Source organism: Streptomyces sp. TLI_185 (assembly GCF_003814765.1).
GTDB lineage: Bacteria > Actinomycetota > Actinomycetes > Streptomycetales > Streptomycetaceae > Streptomyces.
Window position 1 is genome coordinate 4,784,129 of sequence record NZ_RKRB01000001.1, and the last position, 20,776, is coordinate 4,804,904.

General features: G+C 70.4%; 22 protein-coding genes and 1 riboswitch. Of the genes, 9 read left to right on the forward strand and 13 right to left on the reverse strand.

The genetic code is table 11. From position 1 onward, the window contains the following. Positions 1–66 precede the first annotated feature (66 nt). A complete protein-coding gene (locus EDD92_RS21890) occupies positions 67–744 on the forward strand; it encodes a hypothetical protein (protein WP_123965904.1) in 678 nt (225 codons plus the stop codon). A 10-nt stretch (positions 745–754) separates the two neighbouring features. Next, positions 755–1,822 carry a GNAT family N-acetyltransferase gene (locus EDD92_RS21895; protein WP_123965905.1) on the forward strand — a complete coding sequence of 356 codons (1,068 nt, stop codon included), beginning with the start codon at positions 755–757 and terminating at the stop codon, positions 1,820–1,822. 202 nt (positions 1,823–2,024) lie between these two features. On the opposite strand, the gene EDD92_RS21900 is transcribed toward EDD92_RS21895, so the two are convergent. Together EDD92_RS21900 and EDD92_RS21905 are read right to left on the reverse strand one after the other, a co-directional pair. Further along, the gene (locus tag EDD92_RS21900; protein ID WP_123965906.1) at positions 2,025–2,300 is read right to left on the reverse strand and encodes a DUF4031 domain-containing protein; all 276 of its coding nucleotides are present in this window, start codon (positions 2,298–2,300) and stop codon (positions 2,025–2,027) included. Beyond that, on the reverse strand, positions 2,297–2,680 hold the full coding sequence (locus EDD92_RS21905; RefSeq protein WP_123965907.1) for a hypothetical protein: 384 nt from the start codon (positions 2,678–2,680) through the stop codon (positions 2,297–2,299). Before EDD92_RS21905 ends, EDD92_RS21900 begins: the two co-directional genes overlap by 4 nt. Positions 2,681–2,735: 55 nt before the next feature. On the opposite strand from EDD92_RS21905, the gene EDD92_RS21910 reads away from it, so the two are divergent. Beyond that, positions 2,736–3,659: a MurR/RpiR family transcriptional regulator gene (locus tag EDD92_RS21910; protein ID WP_123965908.1), complete on the forward strand. Its 924-nt coding sequence runs from the start codon at positions 2,736–2,738 to the stop codon at positions 3,657–3,659. Positions 3,660–3,724: 65 nt separating this feature from the next. After that, a complete protein-coding gene (gene murQ, locus EDD92_RS21915; protein WP_123965909.1) occupies positions 3,725–4,660 on the forward strand; it encodes an N-acetylmuramic acid 6-phosphate etherase in 936 nt (311 codons plus the stop codon). 17 nt (positions 4,661–4,677) lie between these two features. Here murQ and EDD92_RS21920 read toward each other — a convergent pair whose 3' ends face one another. Both EDD92_RS21920 and EDD92_RS21925 read right to left on the reverse strand, forming a co-directional pair. Next, positions 4,678–5,334, reverse strand: coding sequence for a bifunctional 2-polyprenyl-6-hydroxyphenol methylase/3-demethylubiquinol 3-O-methyltransferase UbiG (locus tag EDD92_RS21920; RefSeq protein ID WP_123965910.1), 657 nt, complete (start codon positions 5,332–5,334; stop codon positions 4,678–4,680). Between the two features lie 125 nt (positions 5,335–5,459). Then, the gene (locus tag EDD92_RS21925; RefSeq protein ID WP_123965911.1) at positions 5,460–5,963 is read right to left on the reverse strand and encodes a DUF1269 domain-containing protein; all 504 of its coding nucleotides are present in this window, start codon (positions 5,961–5,963) and stop codon (positions 5,460–5,462) included. Positions 5,964–6,183: 220 nt separating this feature from the next. Here EDD92_RS21925 and EDD92_RS21930 point away from each other — a divergent pair, with 220 nt between their 5' ends. The 3 genes from EDD92_RS21930 (at position 6,184) to EDD92_RS21935 (ending at position 8,093) form a co-directional block, all read left to right on the forward strand. Next, positions 6,184–7,158 (forward strand): ankyrin repeat domain-containing protein, encoded by a 975-nt coding sequence (locus EDD92_RS21930; RefSeq protein WP_123965912.1) that lies wholly within the window; start codon positions 6,184–6,186, stop codon positions 7,156–7,158. A gap of 231 nt (positions 7,159–7,389) precedes the next feature. Then, positions 7,390–7,518, forward strand: coding sequence for a hypothetical protein (locus EDD92_RS51225; protein ID WP_311736825.1), 129 nt, complete (start codon positions 7,390–7,392; stop codon positions 7,516–7,518). Between the two features lie 5 nt (positions 7,519–7,523). After that, a complete protein-coding gene (locus tag EDD92_RS21935) occupies positions 7,524–8,093 on the forward strand; it encodes a hypothetical protein (RefSeq protein WP_123970480.1) in 570 nt (189 codons plus the stop codon). A gap of 24 nt (positions 8,094–8,117) precedes the next feature. Here EDD92_RS21935 and EDD92_RS21940 read toward each other — a convergent pair whose 3' ends face one another. The 6 genes from EDD92_RS21940 to thrC all read right to left on the reverse strand — a co-directional run bounded on the left by EDD92_RS21940 (position 8,118) and on the right by thrC (position 15,415). Then, on the reverse strand, positions 8,118–9,638 hold the full coding sequence (locus EDD92_RS21940; RefSeq protein WP_123965913.1) for a carboxylesterase/lipase family protein: 1,521 nt from the start codon (positions 9,636–9,638) through the stop codon (positions 8,118–8,120). 205 nt (positions 9,639–9,843) lie between these two features. Next, positions 9,844–10,959: an NADH:flavin oxidoreductase gene (locus EDD92_RS21945; RefSeq protein ID WP_123965914.1), complete on the reverse strand. Its 1,116-nt coding sequence runs from the start codon at positions 10,957–10,959 to the stop codon at positions 9,844–9,846. Between the two features lie 167 nt (positions 10,960–11,126). Next, positions 11,127–12,749 carry a chaperonin GroEL gene (groL, locus tag EDD92_RS21950; RefSeq protein WP_123965915.1) on the reverse strand — a complete coding sequence of 541 codons (1,623 nt, stop codon included), beginning with the start codon at positions 12,747–12,749 and terminating at the stop codon, positions 11,127–11,129. Between the two features lie 326 nt (positions 12,750–13,075). Beyond that, positions 13,076–13,282, reverse strand: a complete 207-nt coding sequence (locus EDD92_RS21955) for a cold-shock protein (protein ID WP_016436693.1) — start codon at positions 13,280–13,282, stop codon at positions 13,076–13,078. Positions 13,283–13,733: 451 nt separating this feature from the next. Next, entirely contained in the window at positions 13,734–14,009 is a 276-nt protein-coding gene (locus EDD92_RS21960; RefSeq protein ID WP_030941262.1) for a MoaD/ThiS family protein, read from the reverse strand. Between the two features lie 119 nt (positions 14,010–14,128). Continuing rightward, entirely contained in the window at positions 14,129–15,415 is a 1,287-nt protein-coding gene (gene thrC, locus EDD92_RS21965) for a threonine synthase (protein WP_123965916.1), read from the reverse strand. A gap of 18 nt (positions 15,416–15,433) precedes the next feature. Beyond that, a riboswitch (SAM riboswitch) is annotated at positions 15,434–15,588 on the reverse strand. 171 nt (positions 15,589–15,759) lie between these two features. Here thrC and EDD92_RS21970 point away from each other — a divergent pair. Then, positions 15,760–16,704, forward strand: coding sequence for a glucosyl-3-phosphoglycerate synthase (locus EDD92_RS21970; protein ID WP_123965917.1), 945 nt, complete (start codon positions 15,760–15,762; stop codon positions 16,702–16,704). A 95-nt stretch (positions 16,705–16,799) separates the two neighbouring features. Then, positions 16,800–18,191, forward strand: coding sequence for a trehalose-6-phosphate synthase (locus EDD92_RS21975; RefSeq protein WP_123965918.1), 1,392 nt, complete (start codon positions 16,800–16,802; stop codon positions 18,189–18,191). A gap of 54 nt (positions 18,192–18,245) precedes the next feature. Here the strand turns inward: EDD92_RS21975 and otsB are convergent, their stop codons facing one another. Genes otsB through EDD92_RS21990 form a run of 3 tightly spaced genes read right to left on the reverse strand, consistent with a single transcriptional unit; the run spans position 18,246 to position 20,707 of the window. Further along, the gene (gene otsB / locus EDD92_RS21980) at positions 18,246–19,136 is read right to left on the reverse strand and encodes a trehalose-phosphatase (protein ID WP_123965919.1); all 891 of its coding nucleotides are present in this window, start codon (positions 19,134–19,136) and stop codon (positions 18,246–18,248) included. Positions 19,137–19,194: 58 nt separating this feature from the next. Beyond that, positions 19,195–19,446, reverse strand: a complete 252-nt coding sequence (locus tag EDD92_RS21985) for a DUF3263 domain-containing protein (protein ID WP_123965920.1) — start codon at positions 19,444–19,446, stop codon at positions 19,195–19,197. 40 nt (positions 19,447–19,486) lie between these two features. Further along, entirely contained in the window at positions 19,487–20,707 is a 1,221-nt protein-coding gene (locus tag EDD92_RS21990) for an ABC transporter substrate-binding protein (protein WP_123970481.1), read from the reverse strand. Positions 20,708–20,776: the final 69 nt, after the last annotated feature.

Here is a 20,776-nt window from a genome sequence, read left to right on the forward strand (position 1 = left end):
ACGCTAGGGGCGACGGGTGATCGACGGGAGAGGCCGGAGACGCCGGAGAGGCGGGAGAATGACCGCATGGCCGATCACGCCCGCCCCGATGCCGATGCCCTGCGCACCCGCTGGACCCGCGCCCTGGAAGGAGCCCGGTCCCCTGCCGCCGGTCCCGACCCGGCCCCGTATGCGGACAACCTCCTCGCGCGCTGGCAGGAACCGCAGCGCCACTACCACACGCTTGCGCACCTCACGGCGGTCCTCGACCACGTCGACGTACTGGAGAAGTACGCGGCCGACCCGGACGTCGTGCGCCTGGCCGCCTGGTTCCACGACGCGGTCTACTTCCCCGACCGCTCCGAGAACGAGGAACGCTCGGCCCGCCTCGCCGAGCGCGCCCTCCCCGAGGCGGGCGTCTCCGAGGCGAAGACCGCCGAGGTGGCGCGCCTGGTCCGCCTCACCGTCAGCCACGACCCGGCCGACGACGACCGCGACGGCCAGGTCCTGTGCGACGCGGACCTCGCGATCCTGGCCTCGCCCCCGTCCGCGTACGCCGCGTACGCGGCCGCCGTACGCGAGGAGTACCACTTCGTCCCGAGCGATGCCTTCCGCACGGGCCGGGCCGCGGTCCTGCGCCAACTCCTCGACCTGCCAAGGCTGTTCAGGACGCCGTACGGACAGGCGCAGTGGGAGGCGACGGCCCGCTACAACCTCACCTCCGAGCTGGAAATGCTGTCGCCTCCGACGGGCCCGGCCGCATAGTCTGCGGCCCATGCATCCATGGGGCGGGGACCAGGTGACAGAGGCCGTGGCGGGCTGCGTGGCAGCGCTGCGGCCGGCGGTGGACCGGGACTGGACGGAGGTGCGGGCGGCCGGGCTGGAGTGGAACTGCCACGAGACGGCGTTCCACATCGCGGAGGACCTCATCGCGTACGCCGCCAACCTGGCCGGACGCGCGAAGGACGACTACGTCCCCTTCGAGATCACCCTCGACGAGGGCACCGACAACACGGGCCTGCTGCATGTGATCGAGGCGACCGGCGCCCTGCTCGCCGCTGCTGTCCGCACCGCACCGCGCGAGGCTCGCGGCTTCCACCCGTACCCGTTCCGCAGCGCCAACCGCGAGGGCTTCGCCGCGATGGGCATCGCCGAGGTCCTCGCCCACACGTACGACATCGCGGGCGCCCTGGGCCTGGAGTACGAACCCCCGGCCGCACTGGCCGAGTCCGTCCTCACCCGCATCTTCCCGCACGTCCAGCCGGGCCCCGACCACTGGCGCACGTTCCTGTGGGCCACCGGCCGCGGTGAACTCCCCGGCCGTGCCCGCCTCACCAAGTGGCGCTGGAACAACAACCTGGTCCTCCCCACCGACCGCCTCACCCTGCAGGGCATCACGCCCGCGGCCGCGCGCGACCTGGCGGCGGGCGGCGACGGCGGCTTCGAGTGGCTCGACGGCGGCCCGTTCGAGGGCACGCGGGAGGCGTCGAGCTTCATGCTGAAGGCGTACGAAGGGGGCGTGCACCGCCCGGAGTTCGGGGTCTTTGCCCTCGTACGCCGCGAGGACGGCCGCGCAATCGGCGGCATCGGCTTCCACGGCGTCCCCGACGAGGAGGGCCGCACCGAGATCGGCTACGACCTCACCGAGGCGGCCCGCGGCAACGGCTACGCGACCGAGGCACTGCGCGCACTGTCGGACTGGGCGCTGGCAAGGGACGACGTCCGCACACTCTTCGCAACGATCGAGCGGGACAACGTCCCGTCCCAGGCGGTGGCCACCCGCGCCGGCTTCAGGAAGGCGGGCGAGGACGAGGAGGGGCTGGCCTACGAACTGGGGCGCTGAGGTCGCCCTCCAGGGGCGATCGTCGCAGCAGGCTGTGGCGCGCTCGGCGGACCGCGACCGTGCCCGCCGCGGCGCGGGTACGGCGGCGGCCATCACTGCGCCGGGTCGAGCGCCGACACAGTGCGTAGTCCCCTGGCCGGCCGACCGCGACCTCAGCCGGCGCGGCCTGTGCGGGCGGCGGCTGCGGGTTCAGCCGCCCCCGTCAACTCCCCGGCCAGGCCCGTCCCTTGGGCCTGCGGAGCCCGGAGCCGGTCAGCAGCCGGACCACCTCGCGGCTGCTGACCTCCACGGCCCCCGCCGCCACCACATCCGCATACCGGTGCGACGGAATGTCGTAGTGATCCCTCTCGAAGGCACGTGAGGGCACGCCCAGTTTCTCGGCGAACGCGTGGAGTTCGTCGTACGACACATCACTGATCAGGTGCGACCACATGCGCCCGTGTCCGGGCCAGGTCGGTGGGTCGATGTACACGGTCACGAGGACGACGACCCGCCCGTGGCCGAGCCCAGCGTCCCGACCGCCGCGACCTTCACGCCCGCCTTGTGGCAGACCCAGTGCGGGTCGGGGCCGAGCTCCGGCTCGACGTCGAGGGCGTGCGGGTCGCCGCCGCCGCAGACCGGGCACAGGGGCCAGCGGCCGTATGCCTCCAGCAGGGCGTCCTGGACGTCCTGCGCGACCAGCCCGGCGACGTACTCGACGCCCTGCGGCCACTGCTCCACCCACCATCGCCGCTGGACGACGGACTCCTCGACCATGGACACCACGTCCGCCGCGGCGACCTCGCCCGCGGCCAGATCGGCGAGTACGAGGGCGCGTGCCGCGTGCAGCGCCTGCTCCAGGGGGCTGATGGGGTGCATGCCCCCATTGTGCGCACTCTTGACCGGGACACCGAGCCGAAAATATCTTTCACATGTGACCCAGGACGTGAAGGAAATTTTCGCCGGCTCGGCGGGCCGGGCGAGTGCGCCTCCCGCTCCCGCCGCCCTCGCCGCGAAGGTGCGCACGCTCGCGCCCTCCATGACCCGCTCCATGCAGCGCGTCGCGGAGGCCGTCGCGGGTGATCCGGCCGGCTGCGCGGCCCTCACGGTCACCGGTCTCGCCGAGCTCACCGGCACCAGCGAGGCGACGGTCGTACGGACGGCCCGGCTGCTCGGGTATCCGGGATACCGGGACCTGCGGCTCGCCCTCGCCGGGCTGGCGGCGCATCAGCAGTCGGGGCGGGCGCCCGCCATCACCACCGACATCGCGGTCGACGATCCGATCGCCGATGTCGTGGCGAAACTCGCGTACGACGAGCAGCAGACGCTCGCCGACACGGCGGCGGGGCTGGACACGGTGCAGCTGGGGGCGGCGGTCGCCGCGGCGGCGGTCGCGCGACGCATCGACGTGTACGGGGTCGGGGCGTCCGGCCTCGTCGCCCAGGACCTCACGCAGAAGCTGCTGCGGATAGGGCTGATAGCCCAGGCGCACAGTGATCCGCATCTGGCCGTGACGAACGCGGTGCAGCTGCGGTCGGGGGACGTCGCCATCGCGATCACGCACTCCGGGTCCACCGGGGACGTCATCGAGCCGTTGCGGGTCGCCTTCGAGCGTGGGGCCACGACGGTGGCGATCACGGGGCGGCCGGACGGGGCGGTCGCCCAGTACGCCGACCATGTGCTGACCACGTCCACCGCACGGGAGAGCGAGTTGCGTCCGGCGGCGATGTCCTCCCGGACCAGCCAACTCCTCGTCGTGGACTGCCTGTTCGTGGGGGTCGCGCAGAAGACGTACGAGACGGCGGCGCCCGCGCTGTCCGCCTCCTACGAGGCGCTGGCGCATCGGCATCGCAGGTAGTCGAAGGTAGTCGCAGGCAGTCGCAGACAAGAGACCGGACCGCACATCTGAAAGAGCCGCCCGCCATGACATCGACATCCAACCCCCGTGATCTCCGCGCCGAGTTGGAATCGCTGACCACCGAGGCCTTCCGCCCCGAGCTCGCCGACATCGACCGGCTGCCCACTCTCGACATCGCCCGGCTCATGAACGGCGAGGACGCCACCGTCCCGGCAGCCGTGGCCCGGCAGCTTCCGTCCATCGCCGCCGCCATCGACGCCGTCGCCGAGCGGATGGCGCGGGGCGGGCGGCTGATCTATGCCGGTGCGGGCACCGCCGGCCGGCTCGGCGTACTGGACGCGTCCGAGTGCCCGCCGACCTTCAACACCGACCCCGAGCAGGTCGTGGGCCTGATCGCGGGCGGCCCCGACGCCATGGTCACCTCCGTCGAGGGCGCCGAGGACTCCGCGGAGCTCGCCCGCAGCGACCTCGACGCCCTGCGCCTCCTCGCCGCCGACACCGTGGTCGGCATCTCCGCCTCCGGCCGCACCCCGTACGCGATCGCCGCCGTGCAGCACGCCCGCACGCTGGGCGCGTTGACCATCGGCCTCGCCTGCAACGCGGACAGCGCGCTCGCGGCGGCCGCCGAGCACGGCATCGAGGTCGTCGTCGGTCCGGAGCTGCTGACCGGCTCCACCCGTCTCAAGGCGGGCACGGCGCAGAAGCTCGTCCTCAACATGCTCTCCACGATCACGATGATCCGGCTCGGCAAGACGTACGGGAACCTGATGGTCGACGTACGCGCCTCGAACGAGAAGCTGCGCGCCCGGTCGCGGCGGATCGTCGCCCTCGCCACGGGCGCCTCGGACGACGAGATCGAGCGCGCCCTCGCGGCCACCGACGGCGAGGTGAAGAACGCGATCCTCACCCTCCTGGCCGGTGTGGACGGTCCCACGGCGGCGCGTCTGCTGGAGGACTCGGACGGGCATCTGCGGGCGGCACTGGCGGCGGCGGCCCGCTGAAAAGGTACTTACTGCTCTCAAGCCCTCCAGACGAGCGTGTACCGCCAGAACAGCCGCCGCCCGAGCCGGGCGCCGGGGAGGACGCGGCGGGCCTCCCGCGCGATCTCGGCGAAGGTGGCGTCCGCGGGCCGCGTCACGGCGGTCATGGAGGCGGGCCGGGGCGCCGTACGCCCGCGGTTCTTCACCCACCCGGTGGCGGCGTTGAGAGGAATCGACGCGAGGCTCAGCAGGTGGTCGACGCATGTCTCCTCCCGAGCAAGCCCCACGACCAACAGCGTGCCGCCGGGCGCGAGTTGCTCCCGGAACCGCGTGAGCGCCCCCGCGAGCGGCAGGTGATGAAGCACCGCGACGCAGGTGATGACGTCGTACGACCCTGGAGGCAGCCCGTCCGGCGCGTCGGCGACGGCGAAGGTGACGTGGCCGTACCGCTCGCCGCTCAACTCCCTCGCCCGGGCCACGATCGCCGGATCCGAGTCGACCCCGCACACCTCCTCCGCCCGCCCCGCGAGCAGCCGCACCAGGTCACCGGTCCCGCAGCCGACGTCGAGAGCGCGGCCGAAGCGGCGGGGCAACTGCCGTAGCAGCCACGGGTGGTAGTGGGCGTTGTGGTCCCAGGGGTGGGCGGAGTTGAAGCGTTCGAGGGCTTGGAGGAGGCGGGGCGTGAGGATCTTCATGGGTTCAGTTCACCAAGTGTGAACCGGCCGAGCGCGGCCGCCTCATCAAGGCCAGCTGTCGGCCTGCCCTCGCGGAACAACCCTGCCGAGGCATGGGCCGCGTTCGTCGAGGGCGTGCGGGCCCGCTAACCAACCGTTGCCGCCTGATGGGTGTGCAGGGCGGAGCGGATCTCGTCCTCGTCCACTTGGCTGAGTGAGGTGTGCAGGACCTCGCCGCCGAAGCGGGCGATACGCGGCAGCGCCTTGTCCGCGGTGGCGTCGTAGATCACCGCGATCACTGCGGCGTGCCCGGGTGCCAGGCGCCGGCCGAGGCTCTTGATGAACTGGGTCCGTTCGTCGTCCTCGGCCGTCGCGCCGACCGCTCCGCCGGCAGCCGCGCCGATGGCGGCGCCCAGAAGCGGCTGCAGGAGCAGCAGCCCGATCAGACCTCCCCACACCGCACCGCCCAGGGCACCGGAGGCGGCGGGATGGGGCTTGCCGGGGATCTTCACCTCACCGTTGTGGTCACGGGTGAGCAGCACCGCGTCGGCGACATGCACCGTGTGTTCGGTGTGCAGGGCGCGCAGTTCGATGAGCGCCTGCTCGGCAACGTTCTCACTGGGGTACGCGACGGCGATCATGTCGGTCATCGGAGTTCCTCCTGGTCGGTGCGGAGTGGGGCGAGACGCGGACCGACGGCCTTGCGAGCGTTCCCCGCCTTCGATCCACAGCTCCTTGCGCTGGCACCATCCTGAAGTAGGTCGATCGCCTTAGTCAAGTGACAAAGTCGGGTTACTGTCGGCGAACCCGTTGTCAGTGGTGCCTGCGAAGCTGTGGGCACGGAGACCGACGGGCTGGAGGGGGCACGGAATGACGGGCACGGACGGTGGCGGCTGGGCGGGCATGGACTACCGGGGCTGGCAGGAACACGAGGACGTGCGGCGGCGCCTCGACGCAGGCGCCGATCCCGAGCGGTGGGGCGTCGGCGGCTCGCGCCCCCTGCACCGGGCTGCGCTGTTCGGCTCGCCCGAGGTCGTCGCAGACCTGGCCCGGCGCGTGGCGGACGTGGACGCACTGGAGGGCGGGACGACGGCACTGTGGGAGGCGGTGGTGGCGGGCCGGTCGGACAACGCGCGAGCGCTGGTCGCCGCCGGCGCCGACCCGGGGTGGGCCGGGCCCGGCGGCTGGACACCGGCCCGCCTGGGCCTCGCCGGGCCGGATCCCGACCTGTTCGCCGCCCTGCCCGAGGCTCAGCCCGGTCTCACGGAGCCCGAGCGCACGGTGGCGGAGGAGGGCCGACGACTCATCGCGGCCCTCGGCGACTTCTACGCCGACGGCCTGGGGCTGGCGTGCGTGGCCGGGATCGACGCCGCGGAGGCGATACGCCGCCTGGAGGCCACCCCGGCCGACCCCGAGCTGATGGCCGAGCTGGAGGAGGACCCGTACGCCTACGACCTGGACGAGACCCTGCGGCTCGTCGGCGTGACGACCGTGCCGGGCGGCTGCGTCGTCACCCAGCCATGGGGATACGGCCCTTCGATGCCCGGCGTACACACCCTCCTCTCCGCGGGCACCGTCTCCTACGGCCTGTACGCGAACCCCAAGAGCGGCAACCAGGGCAGCATCCACCGCGACGGCGTCTGCGAGGGCTGGGACCTGCACCCGGGCGGCGGCCCGGACGTCGGCGACAGCTCTGAGGAGGTCCTGTTCTCGTACGTGTACTGCAACCAGGCGGTGGCCTACTCACTCGCGTACGCCGGTCTGCGCCCGACCGACGCCCGAGGGGTCGTCGGCCCGCCGGACCACTGGGTGGAATTGCCGGACCGCGACTACTGGGCGACCTGACGAACCGTCCCGAAGCTCAAGCCGCCAGCCCCGAGCCCCCTTTTCAAGGAATGGTGGGAGGGCCTCAACCCGCCCTCCCACCCCGCGAAGCCGCCATCGCCGCGTACCTCGACCGCCTCCCCGACGGCGCCGACATCTCCGTAAAGACGCTGGTCAAGCAGCTTCCCTACGGACGCGGAAGCGGGCATCCCCATCTGCCTTCTCATCGACCGGGACAGCGACACTCTCATCGTGTACAGCACGCCGAAGAACGGAACGTACCGGCAGAGTCCCTCGTATCCGTACGGAGCCGCAGTCGAGATCCCCTCCCCCGTGAACATCACCCTGGATACCGAGAAACTCAAGGACTACGCAGACTGATACCCATGAACCACGCCCAACTGACCGCCCTGGGCCGCGCCCTCCGCCTCCTCGGCGAACACGGCGAAGCCCTCACCGCCGAAACCCCCGGCGCCAAGCTCCACGAGGTCAAGGCCGACCTCCGCCGCGCCTTGGACCTGCTCGACGAGAGCGTCACCGGCGCCGCGCCCGCCACCCGCTGCCCCGAGCACCCGAACGGCCCGGTCGACGAGAACGCCCACGACCTCTGCCTGCTCTGCGAGACCCGGCGCCGGGCGGCCCGCCGCGCCGAGTTCAACAGCGGCCCCGTGCCCCCGCACGCCACCGAGACCGCCCCCTCCCGCTACGGCGTCAGCGCCGACCGCCCGCAGCCCCAGCAGCGCTGGCTGCCGGAGGCGTGGAACGGACAGGCGTGGCAGCTGTGCGGGACGCCGAGGCGGGACCGGCGCGAGGCCGAGCTGTATCTGGCCGCTCAGCGCCGCGGGCCCCGCCCCGCCATGGCGTACCGCCTGGTGCACGAGTTCACCGACTACGAGGTGCTGCGCGTCTGGGGCACGCCGGTGAAGGTCGACATCGAGCCGTTGGGGAACCTGTAGCCCGCGTCCTGCTTGACGAGCGTCCTACTTGAGCAGCGGGAGCGGCGCGAACTCGTAGCCCTCCCACAGCCGCCGCGAAGCCTCCTCCGGATACGGCCCGACCTGCGCCTTCGGCTCCACATCCAGCACCTGGGCCAGGCGCTCCTCCGCCTCGAACGCCGGCCAGCCCGGATCCCCGGTCCGCGCGAACGCCGTCCAGGACGCCCGGAAACGGGACGACAGCGCCTCTCCTTCCGCGGTGGCCCCCGTACCCGCGAACAGCAGCTGCCCCAGGTCGGCCTGGAACGTGCCGAACAGCAGCGGGATGTCCAGGCCGTGGCACGCGCCGAGGCCGCCTCCGCCTCCGGGGGCCGGCCAGGTCAGCTCGTAGACGTGGGCGCGGCCGCCGCCTTGGATCTGCGCCTCGGCCAGGTGCAGTGACGGCATGTTGAACAGCCAGTCCGTCTGAACGCGTTCGAACAGCTCACCCGGGGTCGCCTCCGGGAAGGCCGCGCGATACGCCCGCTCTCCGTCCGGCCCCGGCCCGAACGTCCGCAGCGCCCAGCCCGCCTGCTCCTCCCCGATCTTGCCCAGCATTCCGCCGAGCACCAGGAACAGCCGGAACTCGTCCCGGTTGTGCCCGACGAGAAGGTCGACATCCCTCCCCGCGCCCGCCTTCAGCGCCTGCCAGGGAGTGCACGGCAGCACCTCGCCGTCGACCACCGGGGAGAAGGGCGTGGCCGTAGGAGCCACCTGGCCCCACCGGTCCGCGTACGACATCATCCTCGCGCTCAACGCCTCGCCCACCGAGGTCAGTTGACGGGGATCGACGGTCGCGAGATCGGCCGTCGTCGGCCGCAGCCCCGCCTCCTCGGCGATGGCGGACGCGATGTCACGGGCCAGCTCGCCGGAGAAGTAGGTCCCCGGAACGCTCTGCGCGATCGCCCGCCGGAACAGCCCCCGCGCGCTCGGCATGGCCAGCAGCGAGGCCACCGACCCGGCGCCCGCCGACTCCCCGAAGACGGTGACCTGCCCGGGATCGCCGCCGAACTCCGCGATGTTGTCCCGCACCCACTCCAGGGCAGCCACCTGATCGAGCAGCCCCCGGTTGGCCGGCGCCCCTTCAATGAGCGCGAACCCCTCGATCCCCACCCGGTAGTTGAGCGTCACGACGACCAAGTCACCGTCACGCGCGATGCGCTGGGCGTCGTAACCGGGACTCCCGGAGTGACCGAGCTTGTAGGCCCCGCCGTAGATCCACACCATCACAGGCCGTCGAGCCGCCGAATCCGCCTCGGGCGTCCAGACATTGACGGTCAGCCACTCATCCCCCTCAGCAGCACTGACCACACCCCTGCGCCCCTGGATGCCGGACTCCTGCGGGGGCGGCGGCCCGAATGCGTACGCCTCCCGGGTCCCCTCCCACGCCCGCACCGGACGCGGCGCCCCGAACCGGTCGTTCCCGACGGGCGGTTCGGCGAACGGAATGCCGCGGAACACCGTCAGCCCGTCCTCGCGGCGCCCACGCACGGCTCCGGCGACGGTGCGCACGACTGAGGTCGTCATCATCAACTCCTGATCGGGGGGTGCTGCGGGACCGTTGTGACAACCAGCCGCCCCAGAACGCTAGCCGTAGTTGACCACGGCAACCAGAGTGTCAGGCCGCCATTTCAGCCCGTCCGGCGTTTGAGGACGAGGCCGAAGGCCGATGGGGGGTCTGGGGGCGCAGCCCCCAGGGCCGCACCCCCACCACCCCGCACCGAACCTCAGCTCAGCTCAGCGAACGCAGCGCACTCGCCTCATACGGCTTCAGCTCATCACTCCGCCCGGCCAGCACCTTCGCCGCCCACTCAGGATCCTGCAGCAACGCCCGCCCGACAGCGACGAAGTCGTACTCCTCACGCTCCAGCCGGTCCAGAAGATCATCGATCCCCCGGATCGGCGACCCCTCACCGGCAAACCCCCGGATGAAGTCCCCGTCGAGCCCGACCGACCCGACGGTGATGGTCGGCTTGCCCGTCAGCTTCTTCGTCCACCCGGCGAGGTTGAGGTCGGAGCCCTCGAACTCCGGCAGCCAGTACCGCCGCGTAGAGGCATGGAACGCATCGACACCGGCCGCGGCCAGCGGCGCGAGGATGGCCTCCAGCTCCTCCGGCGTCTCGGCGAGACGCGCGTCGTACGCCTCCTGCTTCCACTGCGAGTACCGGAACAGCACCGGGAACTCCGGCGAGACGGCCTCCCGCACGGCCGCCACGATCTCCGCCGCGAACTTCGTACGGGCCACGGGGTCGCCGCCGTACGCGTCCGTACGACGGTTGGTGCCGGCCCACAGGAACTGGTCGAGGAGGTAGCCGTGCGCGCCGTGCAGCTCGATGCCGTCGAAGCCGATGCGCTCGGCGGCGACCGCGGACTCGACGAACGCGCCGATGACGGCGTCGATGTCGGCCTGGGTCATCGGGGTCGCGTCCTCGACGCCCGTGACGCGCAGACCGGAGGGGCCGTGCGAGGGGGCGTCCGGGTAGGGGGCCTCGCCCTGGTTGCGGACCGTGCCGATGTGCCACAGCTGCGGAACGATCGTGCCGCCCGCCGTATGCACCGCCTCGGCGACCTTCTGCCAGCCGGCGAGCTGGTCCTCGCCGTGGAACCGCGGGACACGGTCGCTCTGGCCGGCCGACTCGTGGCCGACGTAGGTGCCCTCGGTGACGATCAGCCCGACGCCGGCGGCGGCCCGGCGGGCGTAGTACGACACCACGTCCTCGCCGGGCACGCCGCCCGGGGAGAACATGCGCGTCATGGGCGCCATCACGATGCGGTTGGGGACGGTCAGGCCGTTGATCGCGGTGGGCCGGGAAAGTATCTCGGCTGCGCGGGAGGGGGCGGTGGTCACGTGGGTGGGCTCCTCGGGCGGGGGCTGCGTTAACCGATTGGTATGTGCACACGCATTATTGCGCCCACTTAAGCAACTCTGCTATGACCTCGAACACGCCCGAGGGCGGCACCCCCTGTTTCCAGGGAGTGCCGCCCTCGGTGGAACCCGGATCAGCCAGTGGCCGATCAGAAGTCCATGTCACCGCCCGGCATACCGCCACCGGCGGGCGCGGCGGCCTTCTCCGGCTTGTCGGCGATGACGGCCTCGGTGGTGAGGAAGAGCGCGGCGATGGAGGCGGCGTTCTGCAGGGCAGAGCGCGTGACCTTCGCCGGGTCGATGATGCCTTCCTTGACCAGGTCGACGTACTCGCCGGTCGCGGCGTTGAGGCCGTGACCCGGGGTGAGGTTGCGGACCTTCTCCACCACGACGCCACCCTCGAGGCCGGCGTTCACGGCGATCTGCTTCAGCGGGGCCTCGAGCGCGATGCGCACGGCGTTGGCGCCGGTCGCCTCGTCACCCTCGAGGTCCAGCTTCTCGAAGACGGAGGACGCCTGGATGAGCGCGACGCCACCACCGGCGACGATGCCCTCCTCGACGGCGGCCTTCGCGTTGCGGACGGCGTCCTCGATGCGGTGCTTGCGCTCCTTGAGCTCCACCTCGGTCGCGGCACCGGCCTTGATGACGGCGACGCCACCGGCGAGCTTCGCCAGGCGCTCCTGCAGCTTCTCGCGGTCGTAGTCCGAGTCGCTGTTCTCGATCTCGGCGCGGATCTGGTTGACGCGGCCCTGCACCTGCTCCGAGGAGCCGGCACCGTCGACGATGGTGGTCTCGTCCTTGGTGATGACGACCTTGCGGGCCTTGCCCAGGAGGTCCAGGGAGGTGTTCTCGAGCTTGAGACCGACCTCCTCGGAGATGACCTCGCCACCGGTGAGGATGGCGATGTCGTTCAGCATCGCCTTGCGGCGGTCACCGAAGCCCGGGGCCTTGACCGCGACGGACTTGAAGGTGCCGCGGATCTTGTTGACGACCAGGGTCGAAAGGGCCTCGCCCTCGACGTCCTCGGCGATGATCAGCAGCGGCTTGCCCGACTGCATGACCTTCTCCAGGAGCGGGAGCAGGTCCTTGACGGAACCGATCTTGGAGTTGGCGATCAGGATGTACGGGTCGTCGAGCGACGCCTCCATCCGCTCCATGTCGGTGGCGAAGTACGCCGAGATGTAGCCCTTGTCGAAGCGCATACCCTCGGTGAGCTCCAGCTCCAGACCGAAGGTCTGGGACTCCTCGACGGTGATGACGCCTTCCTTGCCGACCTTGTCCATGGCCTCGGCGATGAGCTCGCCGATCTGGGTGTCGGCGGCGGAGATGGAGGCCGTGGAAGCGATCTGCTCCTTGGTCTCGACATCCTTGGCCTGCTCGAGCAGGGCACCGGAGACGGCCTCGACGGCCTTCTCGATACCGCGCTTGAGGGCCATCGGGTTGGCGCCGGCGGCTACGTTACGCAGGCCTTCCTTGACGAGGGCCTGGGCGAGAACGGTCGCGGTGGTCGTACCGTCACCGGCGACGTCGTCCGTCTTCTTGGCGACTTCCTTGACCAGCTCGGCGCCGATCTTCTCGTACGGGTCCTCGAGCTCGATCTCCTTGGCGATGGAGACACCATCGTTGGTGATCGTGGGGGCGCCCCACTTCTTCTCGAGGACGACGTTGCGGCCCTTGGGGCCGAGCGTCACCTTCACGGCGTCCGCGAGCTGGTTCATGCCGCGCTCGAGGCCGCGCCGCGCCTCCTCGTCGAACGCGATGATCTTGGCCATGTGAAGTGGTCCCTCCAGGACTGGGGGTGATTCCTTCGGACCGCGCCCGCGCCCGCGACGGACGGCTCGCACACCTCGTGGTTCCTTGCCCCACCTGGCCTGCGGGCCTCACCGACCCGGTCCATCTTTGTCACTCTCACCTTCAGAGTGCTAACGCCAATGATTAGCACTCGACCCATGCGAGTGCAAGCGGCTCTCGGGGACTGGCCAGGCGCCTCCGGGGTACGCCCCGGGTCCTCCGGGCATGCCGAAGGGCCCGCCCCCTCAGGTGCGGACCCTTCGATCAAGAACAGAAGAACGTCGCTGCAGTTAACCCGGCGCGTGCTTCAGCCGGCCGCCAGTCGGACCATGTCCGCCTGCGGCCCCTTCTGGCCCTGCGAGATCTCGAAATCGACCCGCTGACCCTCTTCCAGGGTGCGGTAGCCGTCCATCTGAATCGCACTGTAGTGGACGAAAACATCCGCACCACCGTCGACCGCGATGAAGCCGTACCCCTTCTCCGCGTTGAACCACTTGACGGTGCCCTGAGCCATGCCTAACTCCCCTATTACTGGCCCTTGCACAGATCCACACTTCGCGGATCCGGGTCAGACCTCACCCCCCACGGTTGGGGGCGTGCGCCGGAACGCGTCGACCGCGGCTGAATGTATCTGTCCAACTGCCGTCTGCAACAGGTCAATCGGACGAGAATTCCGGGCACGACCGGTCGGGACTTTACGGAGAATTCGCCTGAATTCAGGGCAAGTCGGGCCCCATAAATGGAGCATAAGACGCAAAAAACCTGCACACTTTGGCTACTTCTCGCTGCCCGAGAAGCGAGAACTCATATGCATCCGGCAAGCGGAGTCGAGCAGGTTCCCCAACTGTACCGTGCTCAACCATGCAGAATTGCCCCCTCCGCTTCTCTCACGGAGGGGGCAATTCGATGAACTCTTGGTAACCGACGTTACCGACGGTAATAATCGGTCGTCCGACCTGTTTCGGTCAGCCTCCGGCGACGGCCGGGATGATCGAGACGCCCGCCCCGTCCGGAGTCGCCGTCTCCAGCCCCTGCTCGAACCGCACGTCGTCGTCGTTCACGTACACGTTGACGAACCGCCGCAGCTTGCCCTGGTCGTCCAGAACACGGGCGGCGATACCGGTGTGGTTCTTCTCCAGATCGGCAATGACCTCGCCGAGGGTCCCACCTTCGGCGGTGACCTCGGCCTGCCCGCCGGTGTAGGTGCGGAGAATGGTGGGGATGCGGACGTTGACGCTCATGCTTTAGACCTCCGGTCAGGTACAGCGCCCCGATAGGGGCGCGGGGCTGTGTTGGATTTGCGGCTACCGCCGCGTGAGCGCGACCGGCCCCCACAGTCCCGCAGACAGACAACTACCTCTTAGGCGAGCCCAGCCTCACGGAACGACTCAAGGCTGGGGCGAATCGTCGCCGTGAGCCCGGTGCCGGCGACCGCGTCGAGGGTCTTGAGACCGTCACCGGTGTTGAGTACGACCGTAGTCAGGGCCGGATTGAGGACACCGTTCTCGATCAGCTTGCGCGTCACACCAACGGTCACCCCACCGGCGGTCTCCGCAAAGATCCCCTCAGTGCGCGCGAGCAGCCGAATCGCATCGACGATCTGCTCGTCGTTGACATCCTCCACCGCCCCGCCGGTACGGCGAGCAATGTCGAGGACATAGGGCCCATCCGCCGGGTTCCCGATCGCCAGCGACTTGGCGATCGTGTTCGGCTTCTGCGGCCGCACCACGTCGTGCCCGGCCTTGTAGGCCACCGACACCGGCGAACACCCCTCCGCCTGCGCCCCGAAGATCTTGTACGGCTTGTCCTCGACGAGGCCGAGCTTGATCAGCTCCTGCAGACCCTTGTCGATCTTCGTGAGCTGCGAGCCGGAGGCGATCGGCACGACCAGCTGGTCCGGCAGCTGCCAGCCGAGCTGCTCGCAGATCTCGTACGCCAGGGTCTTGGAGCCCTCCGCGTAGTACGGCCGCAGGTTGACGTTGACGAAGCCCCAGCCCTCGCCGGCCGGGTCGCCGATCAGCTCGGAGCAGAAGCGGTTCACGTCGTCGTAGTTGCCGTCGATGCCGACGAGCTCGCCGCCGTAGACCGCGGCCATGACGACCTTGCCCTGCTCCAGGTCGTGCGGGATGAACACGCAGGAACGGAAGCCGGCGCGGGCGGCCGCGGCACCCACCGCACCGGCCAGGTTGCCGGTGGACGAGCAGGACAGGGTGGTGAAGTTGAAGGCGCGGGCGGCCTCGATGGCCTGGGCGACGACCCGGTCCTTGAAGGAGTGCGTCGGGTTGCCGGAGTCGTCCTTGACGTACAGACCGCCGGTCACGCCCAGCTCGCGGGCGAGGTTGTCGGCCTTGACGAGCTTGGTCCAGCCGGGGTTGATGTTCGGCTTGTCCGCCACGTCCGCCGGGACGGGCAGCAGGGGCGCGTAGCGCCAGATGTTCGCGGGACCCGCCTCGATCTGCTTGCGGAGCTCCTCGGTGTCGTAGGCCGAGAAGTCGTACGCGATCTCGAGCGGGCCGAAACACTCCTCGCAGGCGAAGACCGGACCGAGGGGTACCCGATGACCGCACTCGCGGCAGCTCAACGCCGCCGCGGGACCGAGGTCGACGGTCGTGGAGTCGGTGGTGCTTGCAACAGTCTGCGCAGCCATGTGAGGCGAGGCCCTTTCTCCTCATCTTCCTCACGACGCATCTCGCCGTGAGACGGATTTGGCACCTTCCCTAGCCGGGAGCCTCGCGTAATGATCAACATTGATCTACGAGACCGGCTGGAGGGTTGCCGGGGCTTCATCGGGCCGTATCCCTCTGCCCCTCTGGATGAGCGGTATTCGGTTGTTTAGCTCGTTCAACGCGGGACGACCCCCGACATGCGATGGTCACCAGCGTTGTTCAAGACTGTAACCGAAGGCCAGGACAGTTGAGATAGCCGTCCGAACCGCGAGATGGATCACATGATGATCCGGTATCGCCGAGAGAACGCAGAGGAGCCGCCTACGTGCTGGAAGAAGTCGAGCGCTGGCTGAGCACCCGCTCCTGGTCGCTGACCGATCGCCCGCTGCACAAGATCCTGGCCGCAAAGCAGCGCACGGGCCAGTCGGTCAGCGTCGTGCTGCCCGCCCTCAACGAGGAGGAGACGGTCGGCGACATCGTCGCGATCATCCGTCACGACCTCATGCAGCAGGTCCCGCTCGTCGACGAGATCGTCGTCGTCGACTCCGGGTCCACCGACCGCACGTCCGAGGTCGCCGCGGCGGCCGGGGCCAGGGTCGTCCACCGTGACGACATCCTGCCGCGCATCCCGACCGTCCCCGGCAAGGGCGAGGTGCTGTGGCGCTCGCTCCTCGTCACCGGCGGGGACATCGTCTGCTTCATCGACGCCGACCTGAAGGAGTTCTCCTCCGACTTCGTCTCCGGGATCGTCGGACCGCTGCTCACCGACCCGGGGATCGACCTCGTCAAGGGCATGTACGACCGTCCGCTGGGCGGAGCCCAGGGACAGGGCGGCCGGGTCACCGAGCTGATGGCGCGCCCGTTGCTCAACATGCACTGGCCGCAGCTGGCGGGCTTCGTGCAGCCGCTCGGCGGCGAGTACGCGGCCCGGCGCACCCTGCTGGAACAGCTGCCGTTCCCCGTCGGGTACGGCGTCGAGCTGGGCATGCTGGTCGACGCCCTGCACCTGGTGGGCCTCGACGCGCTCGCCCAGGTGGACGTCGGGGTGCGCAAGCACCGGCACCAGGACGGGCAGGCGCTGGGCCGGATGTCCGCCGCGATCTACCGCACGGCGCAGCTTCGGCTGGCCCGGGGCCACCTCATCCGTCCCTCCCTCACCCAGTTCGAACGGGGCGAGGACGGCTTCGAGCCGCGCACCTACTCCGTGGACACGGAGGAGCGGCCGCCGATGGTGGAGATCGCCGAGTACGCGTCCCGCAAGGTCGCCTGAGGCGGCGCGTTACGCGGTGTACGCGGTGTATACGGTCCACCCGCAGAGCGCAGGCGTACGTTTGAGCGTTTCCGGGCCGGGCTAGGTTGAGGCGTATGGCTTCCAGGCACGGCGTTGGTCATCAGGTGCTGGTCGCGTCCAACCGCGGCCCGGTCTCGTACGAGGTGCAGGAGGACGGCTCGCTGGCCGCCAGGCGCGGTGGCGGCGGGCTGGTCTCCGGCCTGTCCGCGATCGGGCCCGACGCGGACGCCCTGTGGGTGTGCTCGGCGTTGTCCGACGGCGACCGCGAGGCGGTACGGCGCGGGGCCGGCGAGGACGGTGTGCGGATGCTGGACATCCCGGCCGACGTGCACGCCGACGCGTACAACGGCATCGCGAACTCGGTGCTGTGGTTCGTCCACCACATGCTGTACCAGACGCCGCTGGAGCCGGTCTTCGACGCGGAGTTCCGGCGGCAGTGGGCCTCGTACGAGACCTACAACCGGGCCTTCGCCGAGGCGCTGGCCCAGGAGGCGGCCGAGGGCGCGGCGGTGCTGGTGCAGGACTACCACCTGTGTCTGGTGCCGGGCATGCTCCGCGAGCTCCGTCCCGACCTGCGCATCGGGCACTTCTCGCACACCCCGTGGGCGCCGGTGGACTACTTCCGGATGCTGCCGGACGACATCGCCGAGCAGCTCCTGCACGGCATGCTGGGCGCCGACCGGCTGGGCTTCCTGACCCGGCGCTGGGCGGACGCTTTCACGGCGTGCTGTACGGCGGTGGTGGGCGGCCTCGGGGGCACGGAGATCGGCGTGCACGGCCTCGGCGCGGACGCGGACTTCCTGCGGAAGCGGTCGCAGGAGGCGGACGTCGACGAACGGATGGCTGCCCTGCGGGCGCAGATCGGCGAGGGCCGGAAGACGATCGTGCGCGTCGACCGCACCGAGCTGTCCAAGAACATCGTGCGCGGGCTGCTGGCGTACAAGCAGCTGCTCGACGACCGCCCCGAGTGGCGGGAGCGGGTCGTGCACGTCGCCTTCGCCTATCCGTCGCGGCAGGACCTGGCCGTGTACCGGGACTACATGGCCGAGGTGCAGAGAGTCGCGGAGGACATCAACTCCCGGTACGGAACGCCGGATTGGACCCCGGTCGTGCTCCACCTGAAGGACGACTTCGCCCGCTCGCTGGCCGCGTATCGACTGGGCGACGTGGCCCTGGTGAACCCCATCCGGGACGGTATGAACCTCGTCGCGAAGGAGGTGCCGGTGATCTCCGAAGCGGGGTGCGCGCTGGTGCTCTCGCGGGAGGCGGGTGCCCATGCGGAGCTGGGCGAGGACGCGATCACCGTGAACCCGTACGACGTGATGGAGACGTCGCGGGCACTGCACGAGGCGTTGTGCCTGCCGGCGGCTGAGCGGGCCGAGCGCAGCAAGCGGCTTGCTGCTGCGGCTACGGCGTTGCCGCCGGCGCAGTGGTTTCTTGAGCAGCTGGAGGCGTTGCAGGCCTGAGCCCGGGGGCTGCCGCCCCCAGACCCCCGCTTCGGCCCTTAAGGGGCCTCGTCCTCAAACGCCGGACAGGCTGGAAAAGCCGAGCTGTTCCGCCAGGCCTCGCAGCAGCCGCACGACCCCCTCCGGGCCGTCCACCACCAGGTCCGCCCGCTCCCGCAGTTCCGTGACCTCGTCGCTGCCGCTGCAGACCAGGAGGCCGGGGACGCCGTCGGAGCGGAGTTTGTCCACGGCGGCGAAGGCGGGGAGGTCGCCGAGGTCGTCGCCGGCGTAAAGGACCGCCGACGCGTCGATCTCGCGGACGTACTCCAGGAGGGCCACTCCCTTGTCCGTGCCCGGGGGGCGCAGTTCGAGGACCAGGCGGCCGGGTTCGACGATCAGGCCGTGGCGGGTGGCCAGGTCGGTGAGGGGGGCGCGCAGGGCCTCGAAGGCGGCCTGGGGGTCGGAGGCGCGGCGGGTGTGGACCGCGACGGCGCGGCCCTTCTCCTCGATCCAGGTGCCCTGCCAGGCGCCGATGCGGTCGAGGAAGCCGGGGAGTTCGGCGCGGACCGCGGCGACGCCGGGGTGGGGCGCGGGCGCGCTGACGTTGCCGCTGACCGCGTCCCAGCGTTCGGCGCCGTAGTGGCCGAGGACGACCAGGTGCTCCAGGCCGGGGACCCCGGCGAAGCCGCCGTGCCGCACGGCGACGCCGGCCGGGCGGCCGGTGACCACCGCGACGGAGGCGATCCTCGGGGCGAGGGCGGCGAGCGCGGGCACCGCCTCCGGGTGGGCGCGGGCCTGCTCGGGGTCCGGCACGATCGGGGCGAGGGTGCCGTCGAAGTCGAGGCCGACCACCGATTTCCCGGGGTTCGCGAGGATCGCGGCGAGTCCGTCCCGGCCTGCCTGCGTGGCGGGCGTCGGCAGGGGGTCCATGGAGTGCGTCGAGTCCGTGTCCGTATGGGTGCCCATACGGTGACCATAACCGCGGAGGGCAGGGCGCACCCATGGCTCAGGGGAGCGCCGGCCGTCAGCGTTCCGCTCGCCGTGTCTCCCGCACCCTGCGCAACCTGTTCACCGTCACCGGGTCGTGGGCGAGGGCCCGCTCGTCGTCCAGCAGGGCGTTGAGCAGCTGGTAGTAGCGGACGGGGGCCAGGCCCAGCTCCTCGCGTATGGCGCGCTCCTTGGCGCCGGGGCCCGGAAAGCCCCGGCGTTCGAGGGCGAGGACGGCCTGCTCGCGGTCGCCCAGCGGCTCGCGGTCGCCCACCTGCTCCTGGTCCATGTCCTGCACCGTAACCCCCGCCACTGACAGCGCCCCGCGACTACTGCGCGTTCTCCGCCATGGACGCCGTCGACTCCAGCTGCGCGAGGGTGGCGGCGGGGTTGCCTCGGGGGGTCACCGCGTTGCCTATGCGCTTCTTGACGGCCACTGCGACCGAGGCCCAGGAGGTCTTGTCGACGGGGTAGAGCTCGGACAGCGGCAGCTGCTTGAGGAACGGCTGCAGGGCGGTGTCCTGCTTGTCCGTGCTCATGACGTCGGAGGCCGAGGTGGTGACCGGCAGCAGGTCGTACTCACGGGAGAAGGCGAGCACGTTCTTCTCGTCGTAGACGAAGTCGAGGAACTTGCCGACCTGCTCGGCGTGGCCGTTCTTCTTGAAGGCCATCATCCAGTCGGCGACTCCCATGGCGTTCTTGCTCTCGCCGTCCTTGCCGGGCATCGGCACCATGCCGTACTTCACGCCCTTCTTCGCGGCGATCTTCATCAGCGAGGGGTGCCCGTTGAGCATGCCGACGTCGCCCTTGGCGAAGGCGGCGAAGGCGGTGGCGCGGTTGAGGCTGCCGGGTGCGACGGGACCGGTGAGGCCCTTGTCGACCAGGTCGTCCTTGAGCCAGGTGAAGGTGTCGACGTTCTGCGCGGAGTCGATGCCGTAGGTGCCGACGGTGTCGGTGTAACCGCCGCCGCCGCTCAGCAGCCACTGCATCGTCTCGGCCTGGGCCTCCTCCGGGCCGAGCGGCAGCGCGTACGGATACTTCACGCCGCGCGCCTTGAGCGCCTTGGCGTCGGCGGCGAGCTCGTTCCAGGTCTTCGGCGGGGTGAGGCCGGCGTTCTTGAAGAGGGTCTTGTTGTAGAAGAGCAGCCGCGTGGAGGCGGCGAACGGAAGTCCGTACTGCACGCCCTTCACCTGCCCGGCGGTGGCCAGCTGGGAGGCGAAGTCGGCCTGGGTGCTGATGGAGAGCATGTCGTCGGCCGAGTAGAGCAGGCCCTTGTCCGCGTAGTCGGCGTACGCGCCTATCTGCGCCATGTCGGGCGCCTTGCCCGCGTCGACCAGCTCCTTGACCTTGCGGTCCACGTCGTTCCAGGAGTAGACGGTGACGTCGACCTTCACGCCGGAGTGCTTGCTCTCGTACTCCTCGACCAGCTGGTCCCAGTACTTCTGGGAGCTGTTGTCGGCGGAGTCGCCGTAGTCCGCGGCGATCAGCTTCAGGGTGACCTCCCCCGAGCCGCCGCCGGTCAGGCCGCAGCCGCCGAGGACCGCCGTCATGCCCAGTGCGGACACCGCCGCGATCGTTCCTGTCCTACCCCGCCGCTGCACTGCTTTTGACCCCAACCC

What these genes read in the sequence shown, in the direction of transcription:
- EDD92_RS21895 (WP_123965905.1), top strand. Translation starts at nt 755, where the DNA reads ATGCATCCATGGGGCGGGGACCAGGTGACAGAGGCCGTGGCGGGCTGC.
- EDD92_RS21925 (WP_123965911.1), bottom strand. Translation starts at nt 5,963, where the DNA reads ATGACCGACATGATCGCCGTCGCGTACCCCAGTGAGAACGTTGCCGAG.
- murQ (WP_123965909.1), top strand. Translation starts at nt 3,725, where the DNA reads ATGACATCGACATCCAACCCCCGTGATCTCCGCGCCGAGTTGGAATCG.
- EDD92_RS21890 (WP_123965904.1), top strand. Translation starts at nt 67, where the DNA reads ATGGCCGATCACGCCCGCCCCGATGCCGATGCCCTGCGCACCCGCTGG.
- EDD92_RS21955 (WP_016436693.1), bottom strand. Translation starts at nt 13,282, where the DNA reads ATGGCTCAGGGCACCGTCAAGTGGTTCAACGCGGAGAAGGGGTACGGC.
- thrC (WP_123965916.1), bottom strand. Translation starts at nt 15,415, where the DNA reads ATGGCTGCGCAGACTGTTGCAAGCACCACCGACTCCACGACCGTCGAC.
- EDD92_RS21985 (WP_123965920.1), bottom strand. Translation starts at nt 19,446, where the DNA reads ATGGACCAGGAGCAGGTGGGCGACCGCGAGCCGCTGGGCGACCGCGAG.
- otsB (WP_123965919.1), bottom strand. Translation starts at nt 19,136, where the DNA reads ATGGGCACCCATACGGACACGGACTCGACGCACTCCATGGACCCCCTG.
- EDD92_RS21920 (WP_123965910.1), bottom strand. Translation starts at nt 5,334, where the DNA reads ATGAAGATCCTCACGCCCCGCCTCCTCCAAGCCCTCGAACGCTTCAAC.
- EDD92_RS21960 (WP_030941262.1), bottom strand. Translation starts at nt 14,009, where the DNA reads ATGAGCGTCAACGTCCGCATCCCCACCATTCTCCGCACCTACACCGGC.
- EDD92_RS21990 (WP_123970481.1), bottom strand. Translation starts at nt 20,707, where the DNA reads ATGACGGCGGTCCTCGGCGGCTGCGGCCTGACCGGCGGCGGCTCGGGG.
- EDD92_RS21940 (WP_123965913.1), bottom strand. Translation starts at nt 9,638, where the DNA reads ATGACGACCTCAGTCGTGCGCACCGTCGCCGGAGCCGTGCGTGGGCGC.
- EDD92_RS21905 (WP_123965907.1), bottom strand. Translation starts at nt 2,680, where the DNA reads ATGCACCCCATCAGCCCCCTGGAGCAGGCGCTGCACGCGGCACGCGCC.
- groL (WP_123965915.1), bottom strand. Translation starts at nt 12,749, where the DNA reads ATGGCCAAGATCATCGCGTTCGACGAGGAGGCGCGGCGCGGCCTCGAG.
- EDD92_RS21975 (WP_123965918.1), top strand. Translation starts at nt 16,800, where the DNA reads ATGGCTTCCAGGCACGGCGTTGGTCATCAGGTGCTGGTCGCGTCCAAC.
- EDD92_RS21930 (WP_123965912.1), top strand. Translation starts at nt 6,184, where the DNA reads ATGACGGGCACGGACGGTGGCGGCTGGGCGGGCATGGACTACCGGGGC.
- EDD92_RS21935 (WP_123970480.1), top strand. Translation starts at nt 7,524, where the DNA reads ATGAACCACGCCCAACTGACCGCCCTGGGCCGCGCCCTCCGCCTCCTC.